This is a genomic window from Streptomyces sp. NPDC059224 (assembly GCF_042754285.1).
Lineage (GTDB): Bacteria > Actinomycetota > Actinomycetes > Streptomycetales > Streptomycetaceae > Streptomyces.
On record NZ_JBHZAN010000053.1, the window covers coordinates 22,343 to 41,112 of the forward strand.

12 protein-coding genes, 1 tRNA gene and 1 riboswitch are annotated in these 18,770 nt (G+C 70.6%); of the genes, 2 read left to right on the forward strand and 11 right to left on the reverse strand.

Annotated features, from left to right (window positions below; genetic code table 11):
• Positions 1 to 20: 20 nt before the first annotated feature.
• From ACFXI4_RS39580 to ACFXI4_RS39590, 3 genes are all read right to left on the reverse strand, one after another.
• Positions 21 to 3,803, reverse strand: a complete 3,783-nt coding sequence (locus ACFXI4_RS39580) for a S8 family serine peptidase (protein WP_385000992.1) — start codon at positions 3,801 to 3,803, stop codon at positions 21 to 23.
• A gap of 256 nt (positions 3,804 to 4,059) precedes the next feature.
• Complete coding sequence (locus tag ACFXI4_RS39585) at positions 4,060 to 5,058, reverse strand: LuxR family transcriptional regulator (protein WP_385000995.1); 999 nt, start codon at positions 5,056 to 5,058, stop codon at positions 4,060 to 4,062.
• Between the two features lie 477 nt (positions 5,059 to 5,535).
• Positions 5,536 to 5,618 (reverse strand) — tRNA-Leu (locus tag ACFXI4_RS39590).
• A 425-nt stretch (positions 5,619 to 6,043) separates the two neighbouring features.
• Here ACFXI4_RS39590 and ACFXI4_RS39595 point away from each other — a divergent pair.
• Together ACFXI4_RS39595 and ACFXI4_RS39600 are read left to right on the forward strand one after the other, a co-directional pair.
• A complete protein-coding gene (locus ACFXI4_RS39595) occupies positions 6,044 to 6,862 on the forward strand; it encodes an ABC transporter ATP-binding protein (RefSeq protein ID WP_385001039.1) in 819 nt (272 codons plus the stop codon).
• On the forward strand, positions 6,862 to 9,390 hold the full coding sequence (locus ACFXI4_RS39600) for an ABC transporter permease (protein ID WP_385000998.1): 2,529 nt from the start codon (positions 6,862 to 6,864) through the stop codon (positions 9,388 to 9,390). The genes ACFXI4_RS39595 and ACFXI4_RS39600 overlap by 1 nt, the downstream gene beginning before the upstream one ends.
• A 63-nt stretch (positions 9,391 to 9,453) precedes the next feature.
• Here the strand turns inward: ACFXI4_RS39600 and ACFXI4_RS39605 are convergent, their stop codons facing one another.
• The 8 genes from ACFXI4_RS39605 to ACFXI4_RS39640 all read right to left on the reverse strand — a co-directional run bounded on the left by ACFXI4_RS39605 (position 9,454) and on the right by ACFXI4_RS39640 (position 18,676).
• Positions 9,454 to 10,743, reverse strand: coding sequence for a class I SAM-dependent methyltransferase (locus ACFXI4_RS39605; RefSeq protein ID WP_385001001.1), 1,290 nt, complete (start codon positions 10,741 to 10,743; stop codon positions 9,454 to 9,456).
• Between the two features lie 215 nt (positions 10,744 to 10,958).
• The gene (locus tag ACFXI4_RS39610; RefSeq protein ID WP_351489219.1) at positions 10,959 to 12,338 is read right to left on the reverse strand and encodes an NAD(P)/FAD-dependent oxidoreductase; all 1,380 of its coding nucleotides are present in this window, start codon (positions 12,336 to 12,338) and stop codon (positions 10,959 to 10,961) included.
• A 464-nt stretch (positions 12,339 to 12,802) separates the two neighbouring features.
• A complete protein-coding gene (locus ACFXI4_RS39615; RefSeq protein ID WP_385001005.1) occupies positions 12,803 to 13,798 on the reverse strand; it encodes an exopolyphosphatase in 996 nt (331 codons plus the stop codon).
• Positions 13,795 to 14,325, reverse strand: a complete 531-nt coding sequence (locus ACFXI4_RS39620; protein ID WP_385001008.1) for a DUF501 domain-containing protein — start codon at positions 14,323 to 14,325, stop codon at positions 13,795 to 13,797. The genes ACFXI4_RS39615 and ACFXI4_RS39620 overlap by 4 nt, the downstream gene beginning before the upstream one ends.
• Before the next feature lie 29 nt (positions 14,326 to 14,354).
• A complete protein-coding gene (locus tag ACFXI4_RS39625) occupies positions 14,355 to 14,831 on the reverse strand; it encodes a septum formation initiator family protein (RefSeq protein WP_362727405.1) in 477 nt (158 codons plus the stop codon).
• 106 nt (positions 14,832 to 14,937) lie between these two features.
• Positions 14,938 to 16,224 carry a phosphopyruvate hydratase gene (gene eno, locus ACFXI4_RS39630; protein WP_351320945.1) on the reverse strand — a complete coding sequence of 429 codons (1,287 nt, stop codon included), beginning with the start codon at positions 16,222 to 16,224 and terminating at the stop codon, positions 14,938 to 14,940.
• A 389-nt stretch (positions 16,225 to 16,613) separates the two neighbouring features.
• Positions 16,614 to 17,285 (reverse strand): transglycosylase family protein, encoded by a 672-nt coding sequence (locus tag ACFXI4_RS39635; RefSeq protein WP_385001013.1) that lies wholly within the window; start codon positions 17,283 to 17,285, stop codon positions 16,614 to 16,616.
• Positions 17,286 to 17,288: 3 nt separating this feature from the next.
• A riboswitch (cyclic di-AMP (ydaO/yuaA leader) is annotated at positions 17,289 to 17,460 on the reverse strand.
• Positions 17,461 to 17,668: 208 nt separating this feature from the next.
• On the reverse strand, positions 17,669 to 18,676 hold the full coding sequence (locus ACFXI4_RS39640; protein ID WP_385001016.1) for a transglycosylase family protein: 1,008 nt from the start codon (positions 18,674 to 18,676) through the stop codon (positions 17,669 to 17,671).
• Positions 18,677 to 18,770 lie beyond the last annotated feature (94 nt).

The following is an 18,770-nucleotide window of genomic DNA, read 5'->3' on the forward strand; positions in this document are numbered from 1 at the left end:
ACAGGGGCTCACAGACCGTTCTAGCGGCCCTGCTTTATGCCGAAGGCGCGGATCACGGTCTGGTCCACCGTGTTGCCCTTCGCGTCCTTCGCGACCGCGCGCAGGCTCGCGAAGCGGGCCCCGGACGGGGCGTTCAGCGTCGCCGTCCAGGCCGCACCCTTGTGGCGGGCCGTGGTCCGGTGCCAGGTGGCCCCGTCGTCGTAGGAGACGTCCAGGGTCACCGTGCGGATCGTGCCGCCGTCGGTCACGCCCTTGAGGTGCGAGGGGGTGACGGACACCGCCGACCGCCTGCCCGCCCGGCCGGACAGGTCGGTGGCCACCGCGTAGTCCAGCTGGATGAGCGGCAGGGGGGACAGCACGGTGTAGTCCGTGGTGCCGGAGGTGAATCCCCAGTCGGTGCGGGTGCGGGTCGAGTACGGCCGGCCGGGCAGGTTCCGGTTCCCCTCGACCACCAGGCGGTAGGGCAGCCGTTCGGTGGGCAGGCCCTCGACGGAGAAGATCCCGTCGTTGGCCGTCTCACCGAGCAGTTGGGTGCCCTGGTAGAGCGAGACCTTCGAGGTGTCCCCGTCGGCCCAGACGACGCCCGCGTGACCGCCGGAGTCGCCCCAGGCGCTGATCGACGACGGGCTCATGACGTCGCCGACCCTGAACGGGGCGGTACGGGTTGTGTCGTTGAGGAGCCGCGGGTGCACGACGGGGGCGAACCAGGTCTCCCGCGAGGTGCTGCGCGCCTTGTACGAACGCGGCGTGCCTCCCTGGCCGAGATCGCTCATGCCCGCGCCCGAGACCCAGCTGACGCCGGGCCCGGCCGTGACCCACGAGGTGAGCGTGCCCTGTGCCGGGACCGGGACCGAGCGGCCGAGCATGGCCCAGAGGCCGTCGACGGACAGGTCGTCGCGGCCTTCGACCGCCTCCCCCTGCTTGGTGTCGCGGAACGACTCGTCGATGCGGGCGAGATCACCCGGACCGGGCCGGTAGGTCAGCGTCCGCGGGATCGCGCCGCTGTAGTGACGGACCAGGTCGTACACATAGCGCGGGTGCGGGTGCGAGACGACCTTCAGCTGTCCCTTGCCGGGCCGGAGAAGGCGCAGGCGCAGACGGATGCTGTCGTCGGTGCCGAGCGAGGCCACCGGCAGCGGGGCCGCGTCGGGCAGGTCGGCCCACGCGTCGAGCGTCCCGTAGCCGTCGTTGAGGATCAGCAGCAGCTTTGCGCCGGCCTTCGCCGCGGCCGCGGCCTGGTCGGGGGCGGACACGGTGTCGCTGCGGCGGACGAGCGCCACCTGGCCGCGGACCTTGACCTCGGCGAACTCCGCGGCCGAGCCGTTCCCGGCCCAGACGGGCCGGTACGAGCCGCTGCCCTCGGGCAGCACGGGGGACAGGCTCTGCACGACGGCGCTGCGGTAGGTCTGGGACCCCAGCGAGAGCGTGAGCGGCGGCTGGATCTGCCGCCAGCGTGTGGCGAAGGTGTACGAGCCGTGCGTCACCTTGGGCGTCGGGGCCGCCCAGAGGCTGTCGTACCGCCAGTACTCCGGCGCGTAACTGTCCACGAACGGGACCAGGTCGCCGTTCGACCGGTACTGGTCGACCCGCATGAAGCTGTTCGCGGTCGGCTGCGGGGTGAGCGCCGCTGCCCTGCGGAGGTCGGCGGTGTCGAAGTGCAGCGACCGGTCCTGGTTCAGGTCGATCTGCGGGGCGGAGAACAGGCCGAGGCCGAGGGTGTGGGTGCCGTCGATGCCGGGGACGTCGGTGTACATCCAGGCCGCGTAGTTGCTCGGGACCAGGCTGAGGTCCAGGGAGCCGGAGGAGTCGACGGCGTAGACCTTGGGGATGGTGTTCCGGTCGACGTCCTTGAGCACGAGCATGCCGGGCAGCCCGGCGTGCTTGCGGTCCTTCGCGGTGATCGACAGCTTGACGCGCCGGCCCTCCTTGTTCACACCGATCGGCGTACGGGCGAGGACCGCCCCGTCGGAACCGGCGGCGGTGAGCTGGCCGGTGTAGGCGCCGTTGTCCGCGGCCAGGTCGAGGTGGGTGATGACACCGACGGTGGCGGTGCCGTGCGCGGGCACGGTCAGCCGGCTGTCGGTGAGGGTGAACAGCCCGGCGGGGATGCCGTCCGCGATCAGGCCGAGGTCCACCGTGACCGGTTGGGCGGCGGTGTTGGTGTAGGTGACGTCCCTGCGGACCGTCTGGCCGGGCGTGTACGGGTACTTGACCTGGGCGAACGCGGCGCCGGAGGCGATCACGGTGGCCTTCACCGCCGCGGCGATGTCGAGCCGGCCACTGCCGCCCTGGTAGGGGCTGAACCTCCGGGTGCTCGCCGTGGTGCCGACCAGCGCGTCCTTGAGCTGCTGCCCGCTCCAGTCGGGGTGCTCTTCCGCCAGCAGGGCGGCCGCGCCCGCGACATGGGGCGTCGCCATGGAGGTACCGCTCATGGTCTGGTAGGCGCCCTCGCCCTCGGGCGCGTACTGCGAGCGGGCGGCGAGGATGTCGACACCGGGGGCGGTCAGGTCGGGCTTGACGGCGTTGTCACCGACGCGCGGGCCGCGGCTGGAGAACGCCGCCAGCTGGTCCACGCCCTTGCCCGGGCCGTTCACCGCGCCGACCGTCAGCGCGGCGTCGGCCGCGCCCGGTGCGCCGATGCTGTACGGCTCGGGACCGGAGTTGCCGGCCGCGATGACGAACAGCGCCCCGGTCTCCGCGCTGAGCCGGTTCACGGCCTGGCTGAGCGGGTCGGTGCCGTCCGTGGGAGGACCCCCCAGGCTCATGCTGACGATCTTGGCGTGCTGGTCGCGGGTCGCCCACTCCATGCCGGCCAGGATCCAGGAGTCCTGGCCGCTGCCGTCGTTGTTCAGGACCTTGCCGATGTGCAGCGAGGCACCCGGGGCGACGCCCTTCTCCGTTCCGCCGGAGGCGGCGCCGGTGCCCGCGACCGTCGAGGCGACGTGGGTGCCGTGGCCGTTGCGGTCGGTGACGTCCTGGTCCGGTACGAAGCTCTGCGAAGCGGCGATCCGCCCCGCGAAGTCCGGGTGCGCGGCGTCGATCCCGGTGTCCAGGACGGCGACGTCCACGCCCTGCCCGGTGTCCCCGCTCTGCCAGACCTCGGGTGCACCGATCTGCGCGGTGGTGTCGGCCAGCGTGGCCTTCGCCTTCCCGTCCAGCCACACCTTGGCGATGCCGCCGGTCAGCCGGCCGGACGGTGCCGCGCCCGCGGTGCTCTTGGCGGCCGAGCCGGTGAGGGAGGACCAGAAGTCCGCCGCCCGCGCGTGCTCGGCGGAGATCGCGGCTCCCTGGATGCTGCTGAGCGTCAAGGTCTTGCGCGCGCCCTCGGGTGCTTTCGCGCTGCGCGCGCGGGCGGCGGCGTCGGCGCCGCCGTAGGTGACGATCAGCGGCAGCCGGTCGCTGTGGCTGTCGTCGTAACCGTCCTTGAGCAGCTCGGTGACGTTGAACAGGTGCTCGTCGAGCGCGCCCGAGGCGATCCAGGGCAGGGCCTCGTCGGGGTACACGTAGGTGTCGGGCCCCACGGACATGACATGGGCGCCGCCGGGCCTGCCCTGCGGATCGGTCACGGTCGCCGTGGTACCGGCGGCACCGACGGTCACCTCGACCCTGTCGCCCGTGATCAGCGTGACGGTACCTGTGGCATCGGGGCGGGCGGGGGCGGACTCGGCGGTGACGGTGGACGCCGCGGGGGCGGGGCCGGCGGTGCGGATCCCGGCCGACGCGGCCGGCCCGGTCGTCGTCAGGGCCACCAGGGCGGCGGCCGCGACGGTCAGCCCGCGTCGGGAGGACGGAGGTGTGCGCAAGGGGACCTCAAGAGGCTAGGCGTGCGAAAGATGTGCGTAGTCAGCCACCCTTCTGCCTCGGTGTAAAGAAGAGGTCATGTCCCTTGGGTGCCATTGTCCTCACCTGGACAGACGGCAGTTCCGCGCTCCGCAATTCCCCGGTTTGTTACGGACATGTTGACAGCAATTGATGTACCGTCAATTACCTTCCCAGGCGCCCGCATTGACCGGGGCCCAACGCCCTGACCTGCGGCTCCGGCGGGAGTGGCCGTCCGCCTCAGACCCAGTTCCGGCGGGCCGCCGCCACCCCGGCGCCGAAGCGGCTGGTCGTCCCCAATTCCGCGTAGAGGTCCTGAATACGCCGGCGAAGGGTCCGCGACGAGATCCCGAACTGCCGGGCGATCGCCTCGTCCTTGACCCCGGCCGCGAACAGCGCGAGGAGATTGCGTTCCTCGTCGGTGGGTCTGCGGCCCTCCACCGCGGGATCGGCCGCGGAGGGCCGCGGTTCGCCCGGGCCGGGGGTGCCGGCCAGGGGGGAGGCGGCCGCCCAGTAGCGCTCGAAGAGTTCCACGAGCGCTTCCAGAAGCGGGGGCGACTCGGTGTAGAGGCACTCGGTGTTCCCGGGATCCAGGCTCAGCGAGACCATCGCGGCCGCGCGGTCGGCCATGGTCAGCTTGATCGGCAGGGTCGGGGCGATCCTGGCCTCCTCGCCCCGCGACACCAGGCTGCCCAGCTCCCCCCACTCGCCGTCCGCGGCGAAACTGGCCGCGGCGTAGACGGCGCGCACCCGCACCCCGCGGCCCACCGCCGCCTCGTCGATCGGCCCGTTCGGGACCAGCAGGAAAGGGGGGCGGTCCAGGCAGCAGATCTCGGTGCGCGCGGCCTGCTTCAGCCGGTAGTAGCGGTCACCGACCGTCTCCGGCCCGCTGATCACCATCGTTCCCTGGCTGCCGGATCCGGCCCGCTTCGCGGCGTCGAAAATCGCGCCGAGCGACCCTGCCGTCTCGCGTACGGAGGCAAGTTGCCGTTCACGCGACTCCACCAGCACCCGCAGCGCGTGCCGGGGATCGACGGTCTGGAACTCCCCGGAGGTACGGCGGCTGACCAGCCCGAAGCCGTGCAGCCGCTCCAGCAGCACCAGCCCCTCCGGGTACGTCATCCCGAACTCGGCCGCCACGTCGTCGACCGTCCCTGCGCCGCGCGCCAGCAAGTGGCGATAGGCCCTCTCGGCCTCGGGGTCCACCCCCACCAGGTCCAACGGCGCAGCACCTTCCATCAGAACCTCCCAGTCGCCTGCCACCGCCCCCGGCTGTCACGAACCTAACAAGCCAACGCGGCGGACGTAGGCTGATTTTCGCCCCTCTTTCCGGGGTCGGGTCACCGCGCGGCGGGCGCGCTCCGGCGAGCACGGGCGGCGGGTCCCGTGTCGCGTCCCTTCACGGCCGAAGACCGGGCGCCTCGGCCCGAACCACCGCGGGCCCCGAAGCACCCGGACGCCACCGACCAATTCGCGGGGGCCGGCCCTCGCCCCTCCCGTCGAACCGTTCCGCCTGCGCGCCCCGCGCACGGGAGCCGCCCGGCCGTCACACGACGCCGCACCCGGCGGTGGTCTCGTCCCGGCCGTTCTTCAACGCCGTCACGTCCGCGCCATGACGGCAAGCCGGGGAGGGCGGGCACCAGCGGTGCACCGACGAGAGGCGAGTGACGCGGCCATTCGGCCGTTTCGCCAGGTAAGCTGCAGAACAGGTTGAAGTGCCCGGAACCGGACTTGAACCGGTACGCCCGCGAGGGGCAGCGAGGTTTAAGCTCGCCGTGTCTGCATTCCACCATCCGGGCAGGCCATGGGCTCCGCAACGAGATTCCGAGCCTATCGGGAGGCGTCCCCCGAACAGCGGACGGGCGACCCGATGTTGTCTTATTTTATTGACGTCTGAGGGTGCATCAGCCACCGGAACGGGCCATCCGCACTTGCCAATAGCGTTACGCGAGGTGGGCGCGCGCGTACGGGGAATGACGGAATTTCACCGTACGAACAAGGGGGCTCCACCTGTTCTCGACGGGCCGGCCTAGGGGTCCGCCGTCATCCCCAGGTATGACTCGGCGCCCTCCGGTCCCCCCCTGGTCGCCCCCCGGAACCGGAACTGCGGCTGACTACACGGGCCGCCGCGGCCGGGACGATGGTCCTGTCCCCATGAACCTCGTCGTCCCGTCAGGAGCGCCCTTCCGTGTCCACCACACCCTCCCCCAAACTTCTTCCGGGGGTGCCCCCAGCCGACCCGCGGACCACCTCGGTGGCCGCTCGCGCCACGGAGCTGTCCAAGATCTACGGGCAGGGTGAGACGCAGGTCGTCGCCCTGGACCGGGTCACCGTCGAGTTCCGGCAGGCCGAGTTCACCGCGATCATGGGGCCGTCCGGTTCCGGCAAGTCCACCCTGATGCACTGCGTCGCGGGCCTCGACACCTTCTCCTCCGGTTCCGTGCGGATCGGCGACACCGAACTCGGCTCCCTGAAGGACAAGCAGCTCACCAAGTTGCGCCGGGACAAGATCGGGTTCATCTTCCAGGCGTTCAACCTGCTGCCGACGCTGACCGCACTGGAGAACATCACCCTTCCGATGGACATCGCAGGGCGGAAACCGGACAGGCAGTGGGTCGACGGCGTCATCCAGATGGTCGGCCTGAAGGACCGGCTGAGCCACCGGCCCGCGCAGCTCTCCGGCGGCCAGCAGCAGCGCGTGGCCGTGGCCCGCGCCCTCGCCTCCCGGCCGGAGATCATCTTCGGTGACGAGCCGACCGGAAACCTGGACTCCCGCTCCGGTGCCGAAGTGCTGGGCTTCCTGCGCAACTCGGTACGGGAGCTGGGCCAGACCGTCGTCATGGTCACCCACGACCCGGTGGCCGCCGCCTACGCCGACCGCGTCGTCTTCCTCGCCGACGGCCGGATCGTCGACGAGATGTACCGCCCGACGGCGGACGGTGTCCTCGACTTCATGCGCCACCTTCCCGGGGGCGGCGGCACCAGCGGCTCCGCCGCGCGGCCCCAGGCCCCCGAGTTCGACGCGAAGGGCCGGACCAGCTGATGTTCCGCACCGCCCTGCGCAACGTCCTCGCTCACAAGGCCCGGCTGCTGATGACCGTGCTCGCCGTGATGCTCGGCGTGGCCTTCGTCTCCGGCACCCTGGTCTTCACCAACACCATCTCCGACGCGTACCAGAACAGCTCCGCCAAGGGCTTCGACGGCGTCGACGTGGCCGTTCAGGCCAAGTACCAGGACTCCAAGGGCGATCAGGTCGGCAAGACCCCCGACCTCACCCAGGCCCTGCTCGACAGGGCCGCGAAGGTCCCCGGGGCCGCCTCCGCCACCGGCGTCGTCTCCGGTTTCACCGCGATCGCCGACAAGGACGGCAAGCTGATCGGCGGCGGCTGGCAGTCCGAGGGCGGCAACTACTGGGGCACCGAGGACACCCGCTACCCGCTGGTCGGCGGCCACGCGCCGAGCGGCGCGAACGAGGTGCTGATCGACTCCAGGACCGCCGAGCGGGCCGGCTACGAGGTCGGCGACACCGTGCGCATCTCGGTGAACGGCCCGGTCCTGACGCCCACCGTCGCCGGCATCTTCACCACCGACGACGGCAACGTCGCGGCCGGCGGCAGCCTCGCCCTGTTCGACACGGCGACCGCGCAGCACCTGTTCGGCAAGAAGGGCACGTACGACGAGATCGACGTGACCGCGAAGTCCGGCACCGGCCAGGGAGCCCTCAAGGCCCAGCTGGACCGGGCGCTGCCGAAGAAGCTCGTGGAGACCACCACCGGGCAGGAACTCGCCGACGACCAGGCCGAGGCCATCTCCAGCAGCATGAGCGGCCTGCGTCAGGGTCTGCTGGTCTTCGCCGGCATCGCGCTGTTCGTCGGCACCTTCATCATCGCCAACACCTTCACCATGCTGGTCGCCCAGCGCACCAAGGAGCTGGCGCTGCTGCGCGCGGTGGGCGCCTCCCGCCGCCAGGTCACCCGCTCGGTGCTGATCGAGGCGTTCGTGGTGGGTGCGGTGGCCGGGATCGCCGGCCTGGTCGCGGGCATCGGCATCGGCGCCGGGCTGCGCGCGCTGATGGGCTCGTTCGGCGCGACCGTCCCGGAGGGCCCGCTGGTCGTCAGCCCCGGCACGGTGGCCGCCGCCCTCGCCGTCGGCGTCGTCATCACCATGCTGGCCGCCTGGCTGCCCGGCCGCCGGGCCGCGAAGATCCCGCCGGTGGCCGCGATGAGCGCCCTGCACGCCACCCCGACCACCAAGTCGCTGGTGCTGCGCAACACGGTCGGCGCCCTGTTCTCGGCGGCGGGCGTGGCGGTCATCCTGGCGGCGACGACGATGAGCGGCAGCGACGGCCAGGCCCCGATGGGTCTCGGCGCGGTCCTGCTCATCATCGGCGTCTTCGTCCTGACCCCGCTCCTGTCCCGGCCGCTGATCGCGGCCGCCGCCCCGCTGCTGCGCGGGTTCGGCGTCTCCGGCAAGCTCGCCCGGCAGAACTCGGTGCGCAACCCGCGCCGTACCGCCGCGACCGCCTCGGCGCTGATGATCGGCCTGACCCTGATCACCGGTATGACGGTGGTGGCGGGCAGCCTGCAGAAGTCCATCGACAAGATGGCGAGCTCGGCGATCCGCGCGGACTACATCGTCTCGATGGCCAACGGCAACGCGCTCTCCCCCGACGTGGCGAAGAAGGTCGCGGCCGCCGACGGCGTGACCGCCTCCAGCCCGCTGCGCAACGCGATCTCCCGGATCGACGGCAAGACCGAGTTCCTGACCGGCGTCAACGGCACGGAGATCGGCCGGCTGACCGACCTCACGGTGGACAGCGGGTCCTTCAGGGTCGCCGGCCCGGACGTGGTCGTGGACGACGACACCGCCAAGTCGTACGGCTGGAAGGCGGGGTCCGGCTTCACCGTCCACTACGAGGACGGCAAGGCACAGCGGATGACGGTCGCCGGGGTCTACGAGGGCAACGAGGTGATCCGCGGGATCATGCTCGACAACGCCACCCTCACCCCGCACGTGACCGACCCCGCCGACATGCAGGTCATGGTCAAGACGGCGGACGGCGCGTCGCCCGCGGCCAAGGACGGGCTGGAGAAGGTCCTCGGCTCGAACCCGGCGATCAGGGTCCAGGACAAGCAGGACCTGTCCGACTCCATCGCCAAGGCGTTCACGCTGATCCTGAACATGGTCTACGGCCTGCTCGCGATGGCGGTGATCGTCGCGGTCCTCGGTGTCATCAACACCCTGGCCATGTCGGTCTTCGAACGGCAGCAGGAGATCGGCATGCTCCGTGCGATCGGCCTGGACCGCAAGGCGGTCAAGCGGATGGTCCGTCTGGAGTCGCTGGTCATCTCGCTCTTCGGCGGGGTGCTGGGTCTCGGCCTGGGCGTGTTCTTCGGCTGGGCGGCCGGGCAGCTGGTCGGCGCGAGGATGCCGACCTACGAACTGGTCCTGCCCTGGTCCAGGATGGCGCTCTTCCTGGTACTGGCCGGCGTGGTCGGCGTGCTGGCGGCCCTGTGGCCGGCCCGGCGGGCGGCCCGGCTGAACATGCTCGCGGCGATCAAGTCCGAGTAGCCCGCGGACACCGCGAAGGGGCCCCGCACCACGCGTGCGGGGCCCCTTCGCCGTCCGGCGGCCCTACCGGTTCCAGGTACGGCTGCGCAGCGGCAGTCCCGACGCACCCGACTCGGGGGTCCTGACGGCCAGCACCTGGTTGACGCCGATCCGGTTGCGCTCGAAGGCGAGCGCGGAGGCGGCCATGTACAGCCGCCACACACGGGCCCGCCCGGGGCTGGTGAGCCGTACCGCCCGTGCCCAGTCGGCCTCCAGGTTGACCACCCAGCGGCGCAGGGTGCGGGCGTAGTGCTCGCGGATCGACTCCACGTCCCGCACCTCGAACCCGGCCCGTTCCAGCTGGGTGACGGTGGTGCCGATCGGGGCGAGTTCCCCGTCCGGGAAGACGTAGGCGTCGATGAACCGGTCCACGTGGTAGGCCGTCTCGTCGCGCTGCGGGCGCCGCGCGATCTGGTGGTTGAGCAGCCGTCCGCCGGGCTTCAGCAGGGCGTACAGACTGCGCGCGTACTCCAGGTACTTCTCCGCGCCCACGTGCTCGGCCATCCCGATCGACGAGATGGCGTCGTACGGGCCGTCCCTGACGTCCCGGTAGTCCTGGACCCTGATCTCCACCCGGTCCGTCAGGCCCTCGTCGGCGACCCGTTTACGGGCGTACGCGGCCTGTTCCTGGGAGAGGGTGACCCCGACGACGCTCACGCCGTGCTCGCGGGCGGCGTGGATCGCCATCGAGCCCCATCCGCAGCCGACGTCGAGCAGCCGCTGACCGGGTCTCAGATCGAGCTTGCCGCAGACGAGTTCCAGCTTGTCGCGCTGGGCGGTCTCCAGGGTGCCGTCCTGCTCCCAGTAGGCGCAGGAGTAGACCATCGAGGGCCCGAGGACGATCTCGTAGAAGTCGTTGCCGACGTCGTAGTGGTGGCTGATGGCCTGCTTGTCACTGCGGCGGGTGTGCAGATGGCCGCGTCTGCGCACCTCCTCGCGGGGCGGGGCCGGCGGGAGCGGCGGTCCGGCGAGCCTGAGCAGGTCCCGGGCGGCGGCCCGCACCTGGGGGTCGCGCAGGGCCTGGGCGAGGGTACGGCCGTCCTCCCCGCGCTCCCAGATCAGTCCGGACATCACCGCGAGGGCGCTGTACAGATCGCCCTCGATGTCCAGATCGCCGGCGACCCAGGCCCGGGCCAGGCCCAGTTCTCCCGGCTTGAACAGCATGTAACGCAGGGCACGGCGGTTGCGGATCACGATCGCCGGGGCGTCCGGCGGTCCGGCCTGTGATCCGTCCCAGGCCCGCAGCCGTACCGGGAGCGGAACTCCCAGCACCTGCTCGGCAACACTCCTCAGCCGCGACGCGGCGTCGGTCATGGCGTACACCTCCAAGACGACGATCCCGGATGCCGGTTACCACGTAAACACCGTGAGGGCAGCATCGCAGTCCCGCGAAGGAGTTACGACTGGGCAAAAGAAGCTGTAGCGGCCATGCAGTTGCGGGCGGCCCGGGAATGCCGAAGGACCTCCCGCACCACGGATGGCGGGAGGTCCTTCGGGTGGTTCTCGGTAGACCGTCGGGCAGGCTCGGGCTAGGAGGCCTTGGCCTTCTCCTCGGTCTTCGGGGCGGCCACCGGGGCCGGCTTGGCCGCCTCGTAGAACTCCTCGCGGGGGTTCTCCATGGCGCCCAGGGACACGACCTCGCGCTTGAGGAACATGCCCAGCGTCCAGTCCGCGAAGATGCGGATCTTGCGGTTCCATGTCGGCATCGCCAGACCGTGGTAGCCACGGTGCATGTACCAGGCCAGACGGCCCTTGACCTTGATCTTCGTCTTGCCCAGGACGATCATCGCGACGCCCTTGTGCAGACCCAGACCGGCGACCGCGCCCTTGTTGGCGTGGCTGTACTCCTTCTGCGGGAAGCCCCGCATGCCGGAGACCACGTTGTCGCCGAGGACCTTGGCCTGACGGAGCGCGTGCTGCGCGTTCGGCGGGCACCAGGCGTTCTCGACGCCGGCCTTGCGGGCGGCGACGTCCGGTACCTGGGCGTTGTCGCCCGCGGCCCAGATGTAGTCGGTGCCCTGCACCTGGAGGGTGGGAGCGGTGTCCACGTGGCCGCGCGGGCCGAGCGGCAGGCCGAAACGGGCGAGCGCCGGGTTCGGCTTGACGCCGGCGGTCCACACGATCGTGTTGGAGTCGACCTCCAGGCCGTTCTTCAGCACGACGTGGCCGTCCACGCAGGAGTCCATCGAGGTGGAGAGGTAGATCTCCACACCGCGGCTCTCCAGGTGCTCCTTGCCGTACAGGCCGAGCTTGGGGCCGACCTCGGGGAGGATCTTGTCGGCGGCGTCGACGAGGACGAAGCGCATGTCCTCACGGGACACGTTCTTGTAGTACTTCGCCGCGTCGCGGGCCATGTCCTCGACCTCGCCGATGGTCTCCGCGCCCGCGAAGCCGCCGCCGATGAAGACGAAGGTGAGCGCCTTGCGGCGGATCTCCTCGTCGGTCGTGGAGTCGGCCTTGTCCAGCTGCTCCAGGACGTGGTTGCGCAGGCCGATGGACTCCTCGATGCCCTTCATGCCGATGCCCTGTTCGGCGAGGCCGGGGATCGGGAAGGTGCGGGAGACCGCGCCGAGTGCGATGACCAGGTAGTCGAAGGGCAGCTCGTACGCCTCGCCCACGAGGGGGGCGATCGTGGCGACCTTGCGGTCCTGGTCGATGGTGGTGACCCGGCCGGTGAGGACCTCCGCCTTCGGAAGCACGCGTCGCAGCGGGACGACGACATGCCGGGGGGAGATGCTGCCGGCGGCGGCTTCGGGGAGGAAGGGCTGGTAGGTCATGTACGACCGGGGGTCGACGACCGTGACGGTCGCCTCGCCGTAGCGCATCTTCTTGAGGATGCGCCGAGCTGCGTACAGGCCTACGTACCCACCGCCTACTACGAGGATCCTGGGACGCTCCGTGGTGCTCATGGCATCGAGTATCCACCCGCCTCAGGGGGGCCGCTCGTGCGCCCCTTCACAAGGTTCTCCAGGGGTCGTGCTACACTCCGCCGCCCACGTGACGCAGGTCATGGCCGCCAGCGGGAACCGACTTCCGATACGACCCGTTGTCAATGCCGTGTGAGCTGCTCCTCCGGGCCTCCGGGGGCACCGCGGAGACACCGGATGTCACCCGCACGAACACCTCCGGAAACACCCTCGAAACGCTCTCCTGAGCACGCGTCCGGGGCCGTTGAGCCCCCGAACGGGCCAATGGGGACCCCCGCACCCCCCACCTGCACCGAATTCCTTGTGAAGAACTTCACGAAGTTTTCCGCGGGGGTGTCGTGGCACGGCGTGTCACGAGCCGTCCGGGGCGCTCACCCGCCACCCCGCACGCTCATCCGAGGAGGTCGGAAGGGTCGGCGAGGTGACGGGAAGCCCGCTCGGACGGGTCAGGCGATGGACCAGGCGATGCCGTCCAGGATGTCGTGCTCGCTCACCACGACCTCCGCCGCGCCCACCCGCTCCATGATCGACAGGAGTACGAGGGCGCCGGCGCCGATGACGTCGACACGTCCGGGGTGCATGGACGGGACGGCGGCCCGCTCGGCGTGGGTGGAGCCCAGCAGCCGCTCGGTGATCTCCCGGACCCGGGCGTAGGGGATGCGGGAGTGGTGGATGGCGGCCGAGTCGTACTCCGGCAGGTCCTGGTGGATGGCGGAGAGGGTGGTGACCGAGCCGGCCAGGCCGACCAGGGTGCGCGCCTCGCGCAGCGGCACGGTCCGCTCCGCGAGGTCGAGGGCGTTCTCGATGTCCGCCCGCATGGCGGCGATCTCCGCCTCGCTCGGCGGGTCGCTGACCTGTCCCCCGTGCACCAGGTGCCGCTCGGTCATCCGGACGCAGCCGACGTCCACGGACCGCGCGGCCCGCACCCGCTCGGACCCCACGACGAACTCGGTGGAGCCGCCGCCGATGTCCACGACGAGGAACGGCTCGGCGAGGTCGCCCACCCGTCGCCCACCACCACCCTCGGTCGAAGGGCGCTCCGCGCCCCCTTGGTTCTGCCCCGTCAGCTCCTTCGTCGCGCCCGTGAAGGAGAACTCGGCCTCCTGGTCACCGGTGATGACTTCCGGCTCGACGCCGAGGATGTCCAGCACGCCGCGTACGAACTCCGCGCGGTTCTCGGCGTCCCGGGAGGCGGAGGTCGCCACGAACCGCAGCCGCTGCGCCCCGTGTTCCTTGATGACGGCCGCGTACTCCCGGCAGGCTGCGAAGGTCCGCTCCAGCGCCTCCGGCGCGAGCCGCCCGGTCCGGTCGACCCCCTGCCCGAGCCGCACGATCACCATCCGCCGGTCCAGGTCGACGAGTTCACCGGTCTCGGGGTCGGCGTCGGCGACGAGCAGCCGGATGGAGTTGGTACCGCAGTCGACGGCGGCGACACGGGTCACTGGTCGTCCTCCTTGGCCGGCGTCACGCACGTGCCCTTGGCCCACCACTGGGGCAGCATGGCGATCGCCTCGTCGCCCAGCGGGTTCACGCCGGGCCCCGCGGCCAGCGAGTGCGCCACCAGCACATGGAGGCACTTCACCCGGTCCGGCATCCCGCCGGCGCTCGGAAACCCCGTCAGTTCCTCGATCTCGTCCCGGCGCCGGATGTAGTCCTCGTGCGCGGCGCGGTACGCCGACGCCAGTTCCGGATCGCTCTCCAGACGTGCCGTCATCTCCTTCATCACGCCGTTGGCCTCCAGGGTGCCGATGGCGGAGGCGGCCTTGGGGCACGTCAGGTAGTACAGCGTCGGGAACGGCGTGCCGTCCGGCAGCCGCGGCGCGGTCTCCACGACGTCCGGCTGCCCGCACGGGCACCGGTGCGCGATCGCCCGCAGCCCGCGCGGCGGCCGCCCGAGCTGCTGCTTGAAGGCCTCGACGTCGGCGTCGGTCGGCTCGGTGCGCGGAGTGGAGGGCGGGGGCGTTTGCATGACTGTGTTCTGCGTGGCTTTCTGTCGGTTCACTGGTCGGACGCGTCGGACTTGTCGACGCCGTCCCAGACGTTCGCGTACCAGGGCCGGTCGGCCGCTCCGAGGTAGGCGTGCGCCTGCTGGGCGGCAGCGGGGTCGATCACGATGTAGCCCGTCTCGCCCGGCATCACGTAGTGCAGCCGCTGCCGGATCTGCTGCTCGGCGTAGGAGTCGTCCTGCCACCGGGCCTTGACGTCCCGCAGCTGCTCGACCCGCTGCCGGGCCTGCCTCTGCTGACGTTGCAGGTCGGCGATCTCGGCACGCTGGGAGACGTACTGCCGCATCGGGTAGGCGAGCGCGACGACCATCGTGCACAGCACGATCGCGAGCAGCGCGGCACGGCTGGTGAGCCGGGAGCGGCGGGCCTGCCGCTTGGTCTGGGAGCGGTAGACCCGGGCCGCCGTCTGCTCGCCGAGCAGCTTCAGCCTGGTCGCGGTGGAGAACCGGTCCCGGTCCTTCGCGGCCATGTCCCCGCCTCCCTGATACGTGCGTACGTCCCCGGACACGGTACGGGACCGGGTACGGGGACGTACGTACGACTGGCTAAGCCTTACCCTCTACGGGCCCTACGGCTCAGCCCTTGAAGCGCGGGAAGGCGCTGCGGCCGGCGTACACCGCGGCGTCGTCGAGGATCTCCTCGATGCGCAGCAGCTGGTTGTACTTGGCGACGCGCTCGGAGCGGGCCGGGGCGCCGGTCTTGATCTGGCCGCAGTTGGTGGCGACGGCGAGGTCGGCGATGGTGACGTCCTCGGTCTCGCCGGAGCGGTGGGACATCATGCACTTGAAGCCGTTGCGCTGGGCCAGCTCGACGGCGTCCAGGGTCTCGGTGAGCGAACCGATCTGGTTCACCTTGACCAGCAGGGCGTTGGCGGCGCCGTCCTCGATGCCGCGGGCCAGGCGCTCCGGGTTGGTGACGAACAGGTCGTCGCCGACGATCTGGACCTTGTCACCGAGCTTGTCGGTGAGGACCTTCCAGCCGGCCCAGTCGTCCTCGAACAGCGGGTCCTCGATGGAGACCAGCGGGTAGGAGGCGACGAGCTCCTCGTAGTACTCGGTCATCTCGGCGGCCGAGCGGGACTTGCCCTCGAACTCGTACTTGCCGTCCTTGTAGAACTCGGACGCGGCGACGTCGAGCGCGAGCGCGATCTGCTCACCGGGGACGTAACCGGCCTGCTTGATCGCCTCCAGGATGAGGTCGAGCGCGGCGCGGTTGGACTCCAGGTTCGGGGCGAAGCCGCCCTCGTCGCCGAGGCCGGTGGACAGGCCCTTGTTCTTCAGGACCTTCTTCAGGGTGTGGTAGACCTCGGCACCCCAGCGCAGCGCCTCGGAGAAGGACTCCGCGCCGATCGGGGCGATCATGAACTCCTGGATGTCGACGTTGGAGTCCGCGTGCGAGCCGCCGTTGAGGATGTTCATCATCGGCACCGGCAGCAGGTGCGCGTTCGGGCCGCCCAGGTAGCGGAACAGCGGCAGGTCGCTGGCCTCGGAGGCGGCGTGCGCGACGGCGAGGGAGACGCCGAGGATGGCGTTGGCGCCGAGCGAGCCCTTGTTGTCGGTGGCGTCCAGGTCGAACATGGCCTGGTCGATCAGGCGCTGCTCGGTGGCGTCGTAGCCGACCAGCTCCGGGCCGATCTGCTCGATCACGGCGAGGACGGCCTTCTCGACGCCCTTGCCGAGGTAGCGGTTGGGGTCGCCGTCACGGAGCTCGATGGCCTCGAAGGCGCCGGTGGAGGCGCCGGAGGGAACGGCGGCACGACCCGTGCTGCCGTCGTCGAGGCCGACCTCGACCTCGACCGTGGGGTTGCCTCGGGAGTCCAGGATTTCCCGGGCTACGACGACGTCGATGGACGGCACGAGCATCTCCTTCTTGGGATGTGACGCTGGTTGTGCGGGCGCACGCGGGCCTGGTCGGCCCTTGCTCAGCCTTGCGACTAGAGCCTAACCGTCCCGGGCCCGTGAGCCAGCCGACCGACCGGCCCGTGGACACAGAGACGGTACTCATTGTTCATGCACGGAACAAAGGGGGGTCCGATGAAGAACGGAAGAAGAGCGGGTCAAGGAGAGGACCACCGCACGAGGACAAAGAGAAACCCCGCCCCGGCGCGTACGGGGGAAGACGCACCGGAGCGGGGAGCCGTGGGGGACGGGGGTGGCCCTCATGTGGTCCTCACCGCGGGGACCACGGTTGTGTGAGCGCTGTGGTTCGGCCGGGCGCCGCCTGTCACTTCGGGGTGCCCGCCTCCCGGGGCCTACTTGAGGTGCAGCTGCTGGCCCGGGTAGATGAAGTCGGCGTCGTCGACGATGTCCTTGTTCAGCTTGAACAGCGCCTGCCAGCCACCCTTGACCTTGTGCTTCTCGGCGATCGAGCTGAGCGTGTCGCCCTTGACGACCTTGTACTCGCCGTCGCCCTTCTTGACCTTCTTGCCGGTCGGGGTGGTGACCGTCTTCTTGGCGGCCGGACGCTCGGCGGAGCGGGAGGCGGCCTGGGTGTCGGTCGAGCGGGTGGCGGTGCCGCTGCTCGACGAGCTGGTGCTGCCGCCGGTGTGGGCGGCGCCGGACAGGCCCGTGCCGCAGACCGGCCAGGCACCCTTGCCCTGCGCGCCGAGAACCTTCTCGGCGATCTCGATCTGCTGCGCCTTGGTGGCCTGGTTGGCCTGCGCGGCGTACTGCGTGCCGCCGTACGCGGCCCAGGTGGAGGCGGAGAACTGCAGACCGCCGTAGTAGCCGTTGCCGGTGTTGATGGCCCAGTTGCCACCGGACTCGCACCGGGCGACGGCGTCCCACTCGGAGGCGGTGGCGGCCGAGGCGGTGCCGGTGGCCATCAGCGGAGCGGCGATGGCGACACCGGTGACGCCGGCGAGCGCGGCGACGCGGGCGGCCTTGGACGGACGACGGTGCTTGCCCTTGCCGGAAAACAGCATGGAGGATCCCCTCACCGACGCCTGCGAGGTGAGCTGTCGGGTTCGGGCCGAATGAGTTGCCCGGCCGCACACCTCACGGTGCGCGGCTTCACCCCGAGCCGGACACGGCAGCCTCAACCACCGGTCCCGGCACCTACCTTGGGTCCCCCGCTCCTGCCTACGGCGCTTGACGCGACGACTGTTCCCGGGTGGCCGCTGGCAGGACTCGGCGTTGCGGCGGCCGGGGCTCGTGGTGACGAGCGGCCTCGACCGTAAACAGGCGATCCGGCGAATATCAAAGATGATCAGGGCTTCTGAGACTCATCCCACACTTTCACCAAAGCGGACATTTGGCTTCGAAATAGGGCGGGCGGAAGCGTCAACTCCCGCCGGTTTCAATCCGTTTAGCTACTGAGTTTCAGGGTCTGACCGGGGGCGATGTGGTTCGGGTCGGTGCCGATGTCCGCCTTGTTGGCGGCGAAGAGCGCGCGCCATCCGCCGTCGAGGTCAAGGGAGTCGGCGATGGAGGCGAGCGTGTCGCCGTCCCGCACGGTGTAGGTGCCGGCACCCGGGGAGGCGTGACGTCCGGAAGACGTCGCACTCTGACCGTTTGTCACGCTTTCGTCCGCCGAGCCGCCGCGGTGCTTGCCGCTGCTGCTGACGGCTCCCGTGTCGACCAGATCCCAAGAGCTGCCCGTCTGCCACGAATTGTCCGAGTCGTCGGCTTCGGGCACCACGGGGTTCTCGCTCACCTCCGGGGTGCCGGAGCCTTTGGATCCCGACTTGTCCGTCTTCGTGGAGCCGGTGGAGGCGCCCTTGCCGGAGTCGCCCCTCCCACTCGGGGACGGGGTGGCCGAGTCCGGGTCCGTGGCGCCCGACGCGTCCGGCGAGGAGTCGGACGATCCGGTATCCGATGAACCAGATGAATCCGATGAACCAGATGAAGAGGACGAATCAGACAGCCCGGGGGACGAGTCGGAGGAGCCGGACGTGTCGCCGGATCCGCCGAGGCCCGTGTCGACGTTCACCGAGGAGTCGTCCGAGGACAGCCCGGCGAACAGGGCACAGGTCCGCCAGGGCTTGGTGCCCTGGTCGGCGAGGATCTTCTCGGCGACGGCGATCTGCTGCGAACGGCTCGCCTGGTCCGGCGTACTGGCGTACTCCTGGCCGCCGTGCTCGTCCCAGTCGTCCTGGGACATCTGCAGGCCGCCGTAGTAGCCGGTGCCTGCGTCCATGCTCCAGGAGCCGCCGCTCTCGCACTCGGCCACCCTGTCCCAGGTGCCGCCGTCGGCCGCGTTGGCGCTCGCCGCTCCGAGGAGCGGGATGGCGATGGCCGAGCCGGTCACGCCGGCCGCGACGAGAAGAGCCGGAGCCTGACGGGGGCGACGGTGACGACCGTTCCCGGAGAGCATGCGGAAACCTTTCGAGCGACAGCGGTGACCGGCGCGACGGGTCCTGCCGGCGCGCCGCACTGATGGGTGAAGGTATAGGCAGACGATCACTTGT

Excerpts from the sequence above, each read along its gene's own strand:
- ACFXI4_RS39585 (WP_385000995.1), bottom strand. The coding sequence starts at position 5,058 with ATGGAAGGTGCTGCGCCGTTGGACCTGGTGGGGGTGGACCCCGAGGCC.
- ACFXI4_RS39620 (WP_385001008.1), bottom strand. The coding sequence starts at position 14,325 with ATGCAAACGCCCCCGCCCTCCACTCCGCGCACCGAGCCGACCGACGCC.
- ACFXI4_RS39635 (WP_385001013.1), bottom strand. The coding sequence starts at position 17,285 with ATGCTGTTTTCCGGCAAGGGCAAGCACCGTCGTCCGTCCAAGGCCGCC.
- eno (WP_351320945.1), bottom strand. The coding sequence starts at position 16,224 with ATGCTCGTGCCGTCCATCGACGTCGTCGTAGCCCGGGAAATCCTGGAC.
- ACFXI4_RS39610 (WP_351489219.1), bottom strand. The coding sequence starts at position 12,338 with ATGAGCACCACGGAGCGTCCCAGGATCCTCGTAGTAGGCGGTGGGTAC.
- ACFXI4_RS39600 (WP_385000998.1), top strand. The coding sequence starts at position 6,862 with ATGTTCCGCACCGCCCTGCGCAACGTCCTCGCTCACAAGGCCCGGCTG.
- ACFXI4_RS39605 (WP_385001001.1), bottom strand. The coding sequence starts at position 10,743 with ATGACCGACGCCGCGTCGCGGCTGAGGAGTGTTGCCGAGCAGGTGCTG.
- ACFXI4_RS39625 (WP_362727405.1), bottom strand. The coding sequence starts at position 14,831 with ATGGCCGCGAAGGACCGGGACCGGTTCTCCACCGCGACCAGGCTGAAG.
- ACFXI4_RS39640 (WP_385001016.1), bottom strand. The coding sequence starts at position 18,676 with ATGCTCTCCGGGAACGGTCGTCACCGTCGCCCCCGTCAGGCTCCGGCT.